General features: G+C 29.5%; 15 protein-coding genes. 3 read left to right on the forward strand and 12 right to left on the reverse strand.

The genetic code is table 11. The features are described from left to right. Positions 1-30 precede the first annotated feature (30 nt). From rpmF to pta, 4 genes are all read right to left on the reverse strand, one after another. Positions 31-216 carry a 50S ribosomal protein L32 gene (gene rpmF, locus KPL54_RS03225; protein ID WP_071613246.1) on the reverse strand — a complete coding sequence of 62 codons (186 nt, stop codon included), beginning with the start codon at positions 214-216 and terminating at the stop codon, positions 31-33. Between the two features lie 12 nt (positions 217-228). Next, positions 229-729: a YceD family protein gene (locus KPL54_RS03230; RefSeq protein WP_071613247.1), complete on the reverse strand. Its 501-nt coding sequence runs from the start codon at positions 727-729 to the stop codon at positions 229-231. Between the two features lie 204 nt (positions 730-933). Further along, on the reverse strand, positions 934-2,127 hold the full coding sequence (locus KPL54_RS03235; protein ID WP_216104651.1) for an acetate kinase: 1,194 nt from the start codon (positions 2,125-2,127) through the stop codon (positions 934-936). A 30-nt stretch (positions 2,128-2,157) separates the two neighbouring features. Beyond that, complete coding sequence (pta, locus tag KPL54_RS03240) at positions 2,158-3,159, reverse strand: phosphate acetyltransferase (RefSeq protein ID WP_216104653.1); 1,002 nt, start codon at positions 3,157-3,159, stop codon at positions 2,158-2,160. 482 nt (positions 3,160-3,641) lie between these two features. Here pta and KPL54_RS03245 point away from each other — a divergent pair, with 482 nt between their 5' ends. Further along, positions 3,642-4,865: a nucleotidyltransferase gene (locus tag KPL54_RS03245; RefSeq protein ID WP_216104655.1), complete on the forward strand. Its 1,224-nt coding sequence runs from the start codon at positions 3,642-3,644 to the stop codon at positions 4,863-4,865. A 147-nt stretch (positions 4,866-5,012) separates the two neighbouring features. Beyond that, complete coding sequence (ylbJ, locus tag KPL54_RS03250; protein ID WP_216104662.1) at positions 5,013-6,191, forward strand: sporulation integral membrane protein YlbJ; 1,179 nt, start codon at positions 5,013-5,015, stop codon at positions 6,189-6,191. Here ylbJ and KPL54_RS03255 read toward each other — a convergent pair. The 6 genes from KPL54_RS03255 to KPL54_RS03280 all read right to left on the reverse strand — a co-directional run bounded on the left by KPL54_RS03255 (position 6,174) and on the right by KPL54_RS03280 (position 12,060). After that, the gene (locus KPL54_RS03255) at positions 6,174-6,698 is read right to left on the reverse strand and encodes an ATPase (protein ID WP_071613252.1); all 525 of its coding nucleotides are present in this window, start codon (positions 6,696-6,698) and stop codon (positions 6,174-6,176) included. The two genes, ylbJ and KPL54_RS03255, sit on opposite strands and share 18 nt — an antisense overlap. 9 nt (positions 6,699-6,707) lie before the next feature. Continuing rightward, positions 6,708-7,190, reverse strand: a complete 483-nt coding sequence (gene coaD / locus KPL54_RS03260) for a pantetheine-phosphate adenylyltransferase (RefSeq protein ID WP_216104664.1) — start codon at positions 7,188-7,190, stop codon at positions 6,708-6,710. Positions 7,191-7,270: 80 nt separating this feature from the next. After that, on the reverse strand, positions 7,271-7,834 hold the full coding sequence (rsmD, locus tag KPL54_RS03265; RefSeq protein ID WP_152752592.1) for a 16S rRNA (guanine(966)-N(2))-methyltransferase RsmD: 564 nt from the start codon (positions 7,832-7,834) through the stop codon (positions 7,271-7,273). 76 nt (positions 7,835-7,910) lie between these two features. Then, entirely contained in the window at positions 7,911-9,947 is a 2,037-nt protein-coding gene (gene recG, locus KPL54_RS03270) for an ATP-dependent DNA helicase RecG (protein ID WP_216104666.1), read from the reverse strand. Between the two features lie 90 nt (positions 9,948-10,037). After that, positions 10,038-11,696 (reverse strand): DAK2 domain-containing protein, encoded by a 1,659-nt coding sequence (locus KPL54_RS03275; protein ID WP_216104668.1) that lies wholly within the window; start codon positions 11,694-11,696, stop codon positions 10,038-10,040. Between the two features lie 13 nt (positions 11,697-11,709). Then, positions 11,710-12,060, reverse strand: coding sequence for an Asp23/Gls24 family envelope stress response protein (locus KPL54_RS03280; RefSeq protein WP_216104670.1), 351 nt, complete (start codon positions 12,058-12,060; stop codon positions 11,710-11,712). 196 nt (positions 12,061-12,256) lie between these two features. Between KPL54_RS03280 and rpmB the strand changes: the two genes are divergently transcribed. Further along, positions 12,257-12,448: a 50S ribosomal protein L28 gene (gene rpmB / locus KPL54_RS03285; protein ID WP_071613258.1), complete on the forward strand. Its 192-nt coding sequence runs from the start codon at positions 12,257-12,259 to the stop codon at positions 12,446-12,448. 294 nt (positions 12,449-12,742) lie between these two features. Here the strand turns inward: rpmB and KPL54_RS03290 are convergent, their stop codons facing one another. Both KPL54_RS03290 and KPL54_RS03295 read right to left on the reverse strand, forming a co-directional pair. After that, a complete protein-coding gene (locus KPL54_RS03290; protein WP_216104672.1) occupies positions 12,743-12,913 on the reverse strand; it encodes a hypothetical protein in 171 nt (56 codons plus the stop codon). A 123-nt stretch (positions 12,914-13,036) separates the two neighbouring features. After that, complete coding sequence (locus tag KPL54_RS03295; RefSeq protein ID WP_216104674.1) at positions 13,037-13,672, reverse strand: thiamine diphosphokinase; 636 nt, start codon at positions 13,670-13,672, stop codon at positions 13,037-13,039. Positions 13,673-13,710: the final 38 nt, after the last annotated feature.

Here is a 13,710-nt window from a genome sequence, read left to right on the forward strand (position 1 = left end):
ACAAAAAAGAAAGTCTTTCGACTTTCCTTTTTATTTTTGTTCCATTGAAACAACTTCTCTATTTTTGTAATATCCACAGTTTTTACATACTCTGTGAGCAAGCTTCATATCGTGGCATTGAGGACATTCAACTATTCCTGGTAAACCAAGTTTAAATGTTTGCGCTCTTCGAGAATCTCTTCTACCTTTAGAAAATTTTCTAGCAGGATTTCCCATTGTAACACCTCCTTAATCAGTTGAAAACAAATTTTTTAATTTTGCCAACCTTGGATCAATATCATCAATAACACAATTACATGTATTATGATTTAAATTAATTCCACACTGATGGCATAAGCCTTTACAATCTTTATTACAAAGTCTTTTTATAGGCAGAATAGAAATGATATTATTTTCCACAATCTCATTTAAATCTAATCTATCATCTTCAATAAAAATAATATCCTCATCTTCACTCTTTAGAGTTTTCGACAATCTTTCATTTAATTCAATATGTATTAAATAAGAAAAGGTCTCAAGACACCTAGAACAAGCAAGTAATAGTTCTGTATCAATACTTCCAGTTAAATCTATATCATCATCATTAGATTTTAAAGTCAAATGCATTTTAACTGGTTTAGAAAATTGTATAAATTCATTATCATAGCAAAACTTAGCTTTTTCTAAATCTAAATCAATTTCTTTTCTTGCTTTTTTATTACTAAATAATTCTGAAACGTCTATTACCATACTATCCACTCTGAAAAACCAAATATTAATTGATCCTTCTCATATAAAGAAAATCTCTATATCTTGTATAAAAAAATTATACAGCTCGAGCAAAGCTTCTGCGTCCCTCCTAACTAAATTGTTTTTTACTTACTTCAAACACAGTCTATTATATAAACAATACAATAAAAAGTCAAGAATTATTTATCATAGAATTTAGTAATTTTATTTTATAAGAGCCATAGTGTCTCTTGCAATTACTAGTTCTTCATTCGTTGGTATAACTAATATTTTAGTTTTCGAATCATCTGTGTTTACTTCTGCTTCAATTCCTGAAACATTGTTTTTTGACTTATCTAAAACTGCTCCTAAAAATTCTAGTCCCGAGCATACTCCTTCTCTTATTCTAGAAGAATTTTCACCAAGTCCGGCAGTAAATATAATTGCATCTACTCCGCCCATTACTGCTGCATAAGCACCTATAAATTTCTTAGCTTTATAACAAAATATATCAATTGCGAGTTGGGCTCTTTGATTTCCATCATTTGTTGCAGCTGAATTTACATCTCTAAAGTCACTACTTACTCCTGATACACCTAAAAGACCTGACTCTTTGTTCATTAAGTTATCTACTTCATCAACTGTTAATTTCAATTCTTTCATCATATATATTACTATAGCTGGGTCTATACTTCCACATCTAGTTCCCATAGCCATTCCTTCAAGTGGAGTGAATCCCATACTAGTTTCTACTGACTTACCATTTTGAATTGCAGAAATACTTGCTCCATTTCCTAAATGACAAGTTATTAATTTTAATTTTTTTATATCCTTACCCATCATTTGCGCAGCTTTATCTGAGACATATTTGTGAGACGTTCCATGAAATCCATATTTTCTAACACTATGGTCAGTATACAGCGAATATGGAAGTGGGTATATATATGCGACCTCTGGAATTGTTTGATGGAATGCAGTATCAAATACCGCCACCATTTTCGTATTTGGCATCAATGCTTTGCAAGCATTAATTCCAATTATATTAGCTGGATTGTGAAGAGGTGCAAGTTTTGTACACTCTTCTAAACCTTTCATTACTTCATCATTAAGTATAACTGAATTTGCATACTTTTCTCCACCATGAACTACTCTATGTCCTACTGCACCTATTTCAGATAAATCTTTAATAACTCCATGTTCGTGATCTACAAGTGCTCCAAGTACCACTTTAATAGCATCTGTATGATTTTCCATTGGCTCTTCAATAATATATTTCTTTCCATCAACCTTTTGAGTTAATATTGACTTCTTTGTTGCTATTCTCTCAACTAATCCAAGGGCTACACATTGTTCATTTTCCATATCTATTAATTGGTACTTAAGCGATGAACTTCCACAGTTTATAACTAATATTTTCATTGATTTTCTTCTCCCCTCATTATATCATAATTATTTTTGAATTTGAGCTTGAACTGCTGTTACTGCAACAACATTAACTATATCATCCACACTACATCCTCTTGATAAATCATTTATAGGTTTTGCAAATCCTTGGCAAACTGGTCCAATAGCTTTTGCCTTCGCAAATCTTTGCACTAATTTATATCCAATATTTCCAGATTGTATATCTGGAAATATTAAAACATTTGCCTTTCCAGCCACAGTACTATTTGGTGCTTTTTGTTTTGCTACGCTAGCAACAATAGCTGCATCTAACTGAAGTTCTCCATCAATTTGTAAATCTGGTCTAGCATTCTTTGCTATTTCAGTAGCCCTCACTACTTTATCAACTTTTTCATGCTTTGCACTGCCCATAGTTGAAAAAGAAAGCATCGCAACTTTAGGTTCAAAACCACATAATAATTTTGCATTATCTGCAGTGCTAATAGCGATAGCTGCTAATTCTTCTGCCGTAGGGTTTATATTAACAGCAGAATCTGCAAATAAAAGCAGTCCATCTTCTCCATATTCATCATGAGGCAATTCCATTATAAAAAAGCTTGAAATAACCTTAATTCCTGGTGCTGTTTTAACTATTTGCATTCCAGGTCTAAGTAAATCTCCTGTATAATGCACTGCTCCTGAAACCATTCCATCAGCTTCTCCCATCTTAAGCATCATAGTTCCAAAATACACACAATCCTTCATAGTCTCAGCCGCTTTTTCTATAGTCATTCCTTTATTTTTTCTTAACTCATAAAATTTCTTTGCATAAACCTCAGTTTTTTCAGAATTTTTTGGATCTACAATTTCTATACCGCAAATATTTACTGAAAGTTCAGCGGCTTTATTTTGTATTATACTTGCATCACCTATTAATATTACTTCAGCTAATGAATTATTTTTAAGAATTTCACTAGCTTTTATAGTTCTTTCTTCCTCGCCTTCTGGAAGTACTATTCTTTTTTTGTCTGCTTGTGCCATTTTATGCATTTTTTCTATAAATGTCATTGTTTTATCTCCTCTCAATTACTATCGAATTGTGTCCATTTATAATATACACTATTTAATCTGTACATTTCAATATAGATAAATTATTAACATAATTCATCTATATTTCATAAGAATCCAACAAAATAACCTTTACCCTAATCCAAAATTATACTAATGATTTTATGAAATATTTGCTTTCTTAAATCTCATATATTTCTTTAAATAATACAATATTAATTTGTACAAAACTGAAAAGCAACGTAATTTATTTTTTAATTATGTGTATAATAATTTATTTTTATTGTGTAACTTTTGTTTCTTTTTATACTAAAATATATCTACTTTTAATAATTCATTATATATTATATAATATATAAGACATGTAAAAAATTCTTTAATTTTAGGTTAATATATATTTCAAAGAGATATTAGATTCTTACACTTTTATTATACATAAATTATTAGCTTATAATTTATATGAGCTTCCAAGAGGTGACTTAATGAATGTTTCAGGTATAATCGTTGAATATAATCCACTGCATAATGGCCATGTATATCATATTAATAAAACCAAGGAACTTACAAATTGCGATGTCTTAATTGGTGTTATGAGTGGTAATTTTACTCAACGTGGAATTCCATCGAGTATTGACAAATGGACAAAAACTAAAATGGCTTTAAACAATGGAATAGATTTAGTAATAGAACTACCAACTATCTACAGTGTGTCTTCAGCAGAATTTTTTGCACAGGGAGCTATCAGTCTTTTAAACAGCTTAGGAATAGTAGATAACATTTGCTTTGGTAGTGAACATGGTGACATTAATGATATATATAATATTTCAAATATACTACTTAAAGAACCTATTGAATTTAAATTAATGTTAAAAATATATCTATCCAAAGGTATTACATACCCCTTAGCAAGAGCTAATGCACTTTATGACTATTTAAAAAATTCAAACATGATCATATCAAACTTATTATTAGGTAATTTCTTAAATTCTTCTAATAATATACTAGGTATCGAGTATTGTAAAAGCTTAATAAAGCTCAATAGTTCAATCACACCTTATACCTTAAAAAGAAAAGGTGCCTCTTACAACAGTAATTCTATAAATAATGAGTTTTCAAGTGCCACTGCTATAAGAAAATTTGTAAAAGAAAATGGTATTTCAACAAATTTAAAAGATTATGTACCACCATCAGTATTAACTGAAATTAAAGATTTATACTCAAAAGATAACAAGTTTATATTTGAAGATTCTATGTTCCCATACATTAAATATAAATCGGCTACATCAAAAAACTCCTTAATAAATTTACCAGATGTATCTGAGGGGCTTGATAATAAAATTATTAAATCCTTACAAAATAATTTGACCTACGCAAGTACACTTGAAGATATAAAAAGCAAACGTTACACCTATAGCCGAATCAGCAGAATATTATGCCAATACTTTATAGGCTTTGATAATTTTGATACTACGAGATTAAGATCAGAGCCTTGCCCTTATGCTCGAGTTTTAGGATTTAACTCAAAAGGAAAGTCAATTTTAAAATCTATAAAATCAAACAGCAGCATTCCACTTTATACTAAGATTTCTAAAAAATTTAATGAAACATTAAGTCTTGACATTCAATCTACAAGGGCTTACAGCATCTTAAATAGAAGCATAGACCCGAGTAGCGACTATTTAATATCCCCTATTATAATAAAATAATAAAACATTTATAATAAAATAATAACAAATGCGACTATCGTAATTCGATAGTCGCATTTATTATATTTAAAATTAGTATTTCTAATACATAAGTTCATTAAATTCAAATATATTTAGTATAGTAGTACTTTAAGGAGGGGCTTAAAATTGAAATTACTATTAGTTATATTATTAATCTCTATATTATTTTTATTATTTAAGTTGTTTAAAACTTTAAAAATAAATTTATCTGTGACATTGATTTGTTCCCTTATTATTGTTCAAATAATATTAGCTCCGAATATTTGTATTCAATACACTATTTCTGGCGCAAAATTATTTTTCAATGCAATTTTTCCATCTCTTTTCCCATTTTTAGTTGTAATAAATATCATAATAGGTTACGACGGTATTCACATTTATTCTAAATTACTAGGGAATTTAATATGTAGACCATTAAAATTGCCAAAAGAATGTAACTTTGCACTTTTAGTTAGTGTACTATGCGGATATCCACTAGGTGCACGGTATACTTGCGATTTATATGAAAAAAACATAATTGATTTAAATTCCTGTGAAAGATTGTTAAATATTGCTTCTAATGCAAGCCCACTTTTCATTTTAGGATCAGTAGGCACATCTATGATGTCTAGTCCTAAAATTGGTTATATACTATTGTCATCTAATATTCTGTCATGTATTTTTATGGGATTAATTATTCCCTCTAAAAATTATGCTTTTAGAATTAAGTATAGAAGTAGTAATTTTTCTAAAGCTGAGTCAAGCAGCCTAAATATTGGTATTATATTAAAAAACAGTATTGAAGATGCCATTAAAAACACGCTAAGTATAGGTGGTTTTATTGTGATATTCTCAGTAATAACAGGCATAATTAAAGACAATGTCATATTTAACATTGTCATAAATAAGTTATCTTTAATTATTGGCGCTTCAAGTAATTTTATAGAAGGAATACTTCTCGGAATGCTTGAGATGACCAATGGATGTTATTTAATATCCTCTAGCAATTCAAATCTTTATGTAAAACTTCCAGTTTTGAGTTTTTTAATTGCTTTTAGTGGTCTATCTATTATTTCTCAAGTATATAGCTATACATATAAATATACTGTATCAATAAAAAAATATATTACAAGAAAATTTTTCCAAGGTATAATCTCTTCGATTTTAACAATAATATTATATTATATTTTTTTAAATGTTTCATCTATTCTTACTTTTAATAATATGAGTCTATATAAAAATTGTAATTTATACTTGTTAATATTAGTAATTTTAATTATACCGTCATTACTTATAACTATAATTAAATTATTTCATACCTCTTAATTCTTTTACATTTTCCCTTATTGATGTTGTAGTATTTGTAACTTCACCTTGCATAAGTATTAAGAAGTCTTGAACATCACCTTTAATTTCATGAAGCATTTTCTGTCCTTTTAATTCAATTTCTTTATCCAATTGGGATAATATTTCATCCGCATAATCCTTGGCTCCGAGTCTCATGATTTTAGCATCTCTTTGGGCTGAAGCTATAATTTCTTCAGATCGATTTAATGCTTCTTTAACTAGGTCTTGTTTTTCAACTCTTCTTCTTATTTTGTCAACTGTCTCTTCCTCAAAAATCTTAGCTTGTTTTTTTGCATCAACTAAGATTCGTTCTTTTTCATCACAAACCCACTGTGCCTTCTTAAATTCATCTGGCAAGTGATTTATAATTTGATCAATTATATCTAATATTTCTCTCTTATTTATAACTGCTTTACCTGTAACAGGTATTTTAGACGAACTCTCAATAATTCCTTGAAGATATTCTAAAAGCTTTATAACATCCATATTTGCCCCCTATTTAGAATTAATTTTCCTAATAATCTCTGGAATGATTTCCTCAGGTACTAACCCTTTAATAGATCCTCCAAGCATTGCAACCTGTTTAACTGACGTGGAACTTATATAACAGTACTCCGTTTTTGTCATCATAAACACCGTCTCCTTACTTGGATCAAGCTTGTTATTCATTGCTGCCATTTGAAACTCATATTCGAAATCAGAAACACTTCTAAGACCTTTAACAATAACCCTAGCATCCTCTTTATTCATAAGATTAACAAGTAAACCACTAAACTTCTCCACACGTACATTAGGCAAATCTTTAACTACGTTTTTTATTTGTGCTACCCTCTCATCTATTGAAAATAGACATTTTTTCGCAGGATTAACCACTACTCCTACAATCAATTCATTAAATACTTTTGACGCCCTCTCAATAATGTCTAAATGTCCATTTGTTATTGGATCAAAACTTCCAGGACAAATTGCTTTTTTCATGTTATGCCTCCATGTTTTCCTCTGGGTTAGATAACAATTATTAATTATCCCCCTGTATTTTCTAAAGGAAACTAATAATTTTAATTATTAGTCTCCTTATATTTATAAAACAATACAGTAGTGTTTCCATATTTTCTTGAATCAGACAGATGAATAATACCATTGCCTTCATATATTTCTTCAGATGAATCTATTTTACAGACTATAAGCCCCTCTTTACTTAAAAGACTATTGCTAGAAATTATTTCAATAGCAGGTGGGATCATATCTTTTGCATATGGTGGATCTATAAAAATTAAATCAAACACAATCCCTTCATTTGCAAACTGCTCCATGTATTTATACGTATCACCTTTTAAGCATTTACATATATCATTAAACTTTAAATTATCTACATTACTTTGTAACATTTCAAAGGTAGTATCACCCATATCAATAAGGTAGCATTTAGCTGCTCCCCTACTTGCTGCCTCTAGTCCTAAGCTACCTGTACCTGAGAACATATCCACAACTACAGCATCACGTACTCTATTTTGAATTATATTAAATATAGCTTCTTTTATTCTATCTAATGTTGGCCTCGTTCCCATCCCAACAGGTGACAATAACTTTCTTCCTCTTGCACTTCCCGATATAATTCTCATATGTTTATTCCTCCATCTAAGCAAGTTTCGATAATATTTTAACATAGATATGTATTTTATACAAAGATATTTTTACCTAATTAAAGCAAATATAACTAGAAGTCAACTCAATTTTTTGTAATATCTCATTTTTAACCATAACATCGCATGCATCATCACTTTGTATCAACCTCTTTGCTTCACTATTTGCGAGTTTTAAAATACTGATATCATCAATTACATCTGATAAAATCAAACCTGATTCGCCATGCTGTCTTATGCCAAATAATTCTCCTGCACCCCTAGTTTTCAAATCTTCTTCTGCAATAAAAAAACCATCATTACTTTTTATAAGTATTCCGAGTCTTTTTCTTACTATATTGTTTTTTATATTTGCAAGTAGTATGCAATAAGATTTATGTTCACCTCTTCCTACTCTTCCTCTAAGTTGATGAAGCTGTGCAAGTCCAAATCTTTCTGCATTTTCAATTATCATGACTGTAGCGTTTGGTACATTTACACCAACTTCAATTACTGTAGTTGAAACCAAAGCTTTAATTTCTCCTGCTTTAAATTTATCCATAATTTCGTTTTTAAGTTTGCTAGGCATTTTGCCGTATACCATTCCTACTTCTATATATTTAAATTGATCTTTTTTCAATTTTTCATAAAGCATCGCAACCGAGCTTAACTTCATTTCTTCATTTTCCTCAACAAGTGGACAAACTATATAAACTTGTCTTCCCTTATTAATCTGGTCTAAAGCAAATTCATACACTTTGGAACTGTTATCCATACTCTCATAAGATGTATCAATTTTCTGCCTACCTGGTGGTAATTCATCGATAATAGATACATCTAAATCACCATATAAATATAAAGATAGAGTTCTCGGGATAGGAGTCGCTGTCATTACAAGAATATCTATATTTTTTCCCTTATTAGAAAATCTATTTCTTTGCGATACTCCAAAACGATGTTGCTCATCAGTAACAATCATACCTAAATTTTCAAATTCCACATTATCCTCAATAAGTGCATGAGTCCCAACTATAATATCAATAGTTCCATCTTTTAAATCTTTTTTAATTAATTGTTTGTTTTTAGCAGTTGTACTTCCACTCAATATTTGTATGTTTAATGAAAAATCCTTTAATATATTTTTAATTTCTTCATAATGTTGCTTTGCTAAAATTTCAGTTGGTGCCATCATAGCTGTTTGATAACCGTTTTTTACAACATTAAACATAGTAATAATAGCAACTATAGTTTTACCACTTCCAACATCCCCCTGTAGCAAGCGATTCATACCAATATCCTTCTTTTGATCTATTAAAATATCTCTTACAACTTTGCTTTGTGCCTTTGTAAGATTATAAGGAAGCATCGCCTTTAAAGTTGTAAGTTCCTTTGCCATTTTAAATTGGATACCATTATTATGGTATTTTATAAATTCTTTTAACATTAATATTTTTAATGAATATGTAAAAAGCTCCTGAAATTTAAGTCTTCTTTTGGCTTCATTAAGGAGTTCTAAGCTTTTAGGACTATGAATATCACGGATTGCATCATTTAAAGAGCAAAAAGAATATTTTTCTATTATACCTTTTGGCAAATTCTCTGTTATTATAATATTACAGAGTACATCAGAAATAATCTTATTAAAAAAATTATTTGTAATATTATTTTTAAGAGGATACGTAGCAATAATTTCATTTTCATCCATTGACGTATTTTTTACTATTTTAGGATTCATAATTGTGATTTCTTCCTTAAATTTATCCACTTTACCTGTGATAAGGTACTTGCTAGAGATTTTAAAACTATTTTTTGCATAAGTTTGATTAAACCACTTACCTTTAAATTCATTATCTCCTTGACAGAAAATTATAGTAGAAAGAGTTTTGTTATTTTTTAACCTAATGTCTCCTAATACATTTAAAACAGTGCACTCAATAATCACTTTCTCATTTTTTGCGCAGTCTAAGATGCTTTTACGGACAGATACATTCTCATAATCTCTTGGAAAATATAATAACAAATCTAACACATTAAAAATCCCACACTTATTCAAACTCTCTGCCATTTTAGGGCCAACACCTTTTACATATTTTATATCGCTATAAGTATCCATAAATACCACCCCGAAAATAATATTTTATTAATAATTGTGTTTCTTTCATTTCTTACGGTTTAAGCCACATGAAAAAAAGCCCGAGGGCTTTTATTCAACTGAAGCAATAAAATAATACAATGGCTGTTTTCCATTATATTGTTGAATGTCTAAATTTGGATACTTATGTTCTAACTTAGAAATAAGCTTTTCTACTTCGGCTAAAACACAATCTTCTCCATAAAAAATTGTAATAAGTTCGCTATTATCATTTACCATGCTTTCAATAATATCAGCGCAAACTTTATACATATCGGTTCCAACCTCACAAATTTTTTGTTCAACTAATCCTAAAATATTTCCTTGTTTTATTATTTTTCCATCAGATTCAGTATCTTTAACTGCATATGTTACAGAAGCAGTCGCAACATTTTTTATTGCTTCTTTCAATTTTTTCTCATTTTCCTCTACACTAACATCTGGATTAAACATTGTTACAGCAGTTATTCCCTGTGGGATAGTAATCGATGGAATAACCACTATATTTTTATCTGACAATTCAGCTGCTTGAAGCGCTGCCATAAGTATATTCTTATTGTTAGGTAATACAAATATATTTTCAGCATTAATTTTACTTATGCTATCTATTATATCCTGTATACTCGGATTCATAGTTTGTCCGCCTTCTATTACAACATCCACACCTAAATCCTCAAAAATATTTTTGATCCCTTCTCCAAGCGCAACAGATATAAATCCATATTTTTTACTTTCTATTAAATCTGCTTTTGTTATATCTTTCTCTAAAACTTTTTCTACTTTCTCATCAGCTATGCCTAATAAGTTTCTATGTTGCTCTCTCATATTTTCAATTTTAACCTTAGACAGTTCCCCTAGTGTTACTGCTTTTGAAAGCACAAGCCCTGGATCATTTGTATGTATGTGAATTTTCAGAAACTCATCTTGTGAAACTACCACCATTGAGTCTCCAATTTTTTCCAAATACTCTTTTAATTTATTTGTATCAACATCTTTCGCTATAATTAATAATTCTGTACAATATCCAAACTTTATTTCTATAGGAACCTCTACAGCCGAAGATGCAATAGTTTCTTTTTTAGTACTTTGTTTGTTTGTATTATAAATTTTAGCCTCGATGTTATTGCTTATAGCTTCCCTCATCCCTTTAAACAATATAAGAAGCCCCATACCACCTGCATCTACTACTTTTGCTTCTTTTAATGCTGCAAGCATATCTGGAGTTTTGTTTAGCATTATTTCACTTTGCTTGCAAACCTCATTCATAAGTTCTACAATATCTGAAGTCTCACTATTAACTGCACATTCACCCGCAGTTTTAATAATAGTTAAAATAGTTCCTTCAGTAGGCCTCATAACAGCTTTATATGCAAATTTTGCACCTTCCAAAATGCTTTTAGCAAACTCTTCAGATGTAGCTTCTGTTATGCCTTCTAGGCCCTTTGCAATACCTCTAAATATTTGCGATAATATTACTCCCGAATTGCCTCTTGCGCCCATAAGCGCGCCCCTAGCCAGTATTTTAGCTATCTCAGCAATAGATTCGGTTTGTATGCTTTCAATTTCTCGCACTGCTGCTTTAAATGTCATTGACATATTAGTACCTGTATCTCCATCTGGAACTGGAAATACATTTAACGAATTTACGTATTCTTTCTCATCTTCTAACCTGTTTGATGCGTTAATTACCATATTTCGAAAATGTCGTCCATTAATCTTTAAGTATTCCACTTTCCATGCCCCCTTAAACCCTTACACCTTGTACGTTTACAGTTATTTCTGCAACTTTTAGTCCTGTATAATTTTCAACGTTATATCTTATTTTTTGAATTATATTATTTGCTATTATTGAAATTTTTGTTCCATATTCAACAATTATATATAATTCGATAAATAGTTTATTTTCTTTAGAATTAATTTTAACTCCTTTATTTAAACCATCACTTTTTATTAATTGCCAAAATCCATCCTTGGCATTTTTAAGAGCCATGCCTACAACTCCATAACACTCCGTTGTAGAAATGCCAACTATGTTAGCTAACGCTTCCTCTGAATAATATATAATACCATTCTCGTTTGTAATGTTACCTATCATTGTAATTCCTCCTTATAAAGCTATATAGATTATATTATATTATATCACTAATTTATTCAACAAAATTAATTCTATAATTATTCTCCTTAGTAATTATAGAATTTTTAACTTGCAAGAGTAGTAGTATCTATGTTACAATAATGCGTGTTTCAATTGAGAAGAATTTTTTCTTCATAGTCTTAAGGAGGTGTTTTCATTGTCAAGAAAATGCGAAATATGCGATAAAGGTGTTGTTTCAGGTAGCCAATATAGTCACTCACACCGTGAATCAAAAAGAAAATGGGCTCCAAATATTCAAAAAGTTAAAGCTATAGTTAGCGGAACGCCTAAGTCTATACATGTATGTACTAGATGTCTTCGTTCAGGTAAAGTACAACGTGCTATATAATTAAGAAATAAGAATGCAGCTTTTTAGCTGCATTTTTTATTTAAATCCAACTATAAAGTTGTATTTTTTATTTAAATTCAACTATAAAGTTGCACTTTTTACTCTTCTATGTTATTTTTTTAAAAAAAATTTAATTATTCGGGACATAAATTTCGGTAATTTAATAGCCACAATTCTCATTTTCTTACCTCCCAAACATAATATATAAAAATATTTAATTATAATCTTTTAAAAACTAAAAATCACTAAACTTTATTGATTTATTGAAATACTTCCCATATATTCTACATATCACTAACAATGATCGTTATGATTCATTATACTAAAACCAAAATAAACAATTCCTCCTCCCACAACGATTATCCACCACCAAAATGGAACTATTACTACTGTTATGATTCCTATTCCTAAACATGTTATGATTACTCCAAGTTGCCTTTGTAAACACCTAAACCACCTTTTCATAAGTTATTCCCCTCTCAAAGTATTCCAATAGTATTATATGATTTACTTTTAATAATGTTTACAAAATAAAAAACTATTTTTTTATTGAAGTAATCAATAAAAAAATAGTTTTTTATATAAATATTAATCTTTTGATAATATTATCATCAGCGTTCCAGCTTTAAATTTTAGTTTAACTTGAGGACATGCAAACTCATTTGAAATACTTATACTTTCCCCAATCTTTAAATTGTAATTATCTAAAGGATACTTCGCTCCTTCAATCGTTAATCCGATTATTTCATCACCATAAGATTGTACTGAAAATATCTTACCTATAATGCCATTTAATAGTGTCGAATCATTAACTAACGTAATAATATTATTATCATCCTTAATGCTTGCATTAACTTTGTTTTCTAAGCAAATCTTAAGCATCCCAATATTACCAAGCAGGTGATCAATTCTACTGCCTGTGCATCCTAAAAGCACTATTTCACTTGGCTTCATACCTATAGCCTTCCTAACTGCAATTTCAGTATCAGTAAAATCCTTTTCTGTCGGATAAATATCTATGATACATTTGTTTTTTTTATAATAATCCAATATTTCTTTATCTATGCTATCAAAATCTCCTACAAGTAAATCAGGTTTAATATTATAGTGATATAAACAATTAGCACCACTGTCAGCTGCAATTAAAAATATGTCCTTTGCCATTTCCTTTATGAGTAATTTCTTTGAGGGAGGTGCCCCTCCAGATATTATTATAACTTTCATGTTAATCATCACCTTCGAAGCTGTTAATCATATAAAAA

The sequence above is a fragment of the Clostridium estertheticum genome, assembly GCF_018861295.1.
Taxonomy (GTDB): domain Bacteria; phylum Bacillota; class Clostridia; order Clostridiales; family Clostridiaceae; genus Clostridium_AD; species Clostridium_AD estertheticum_D.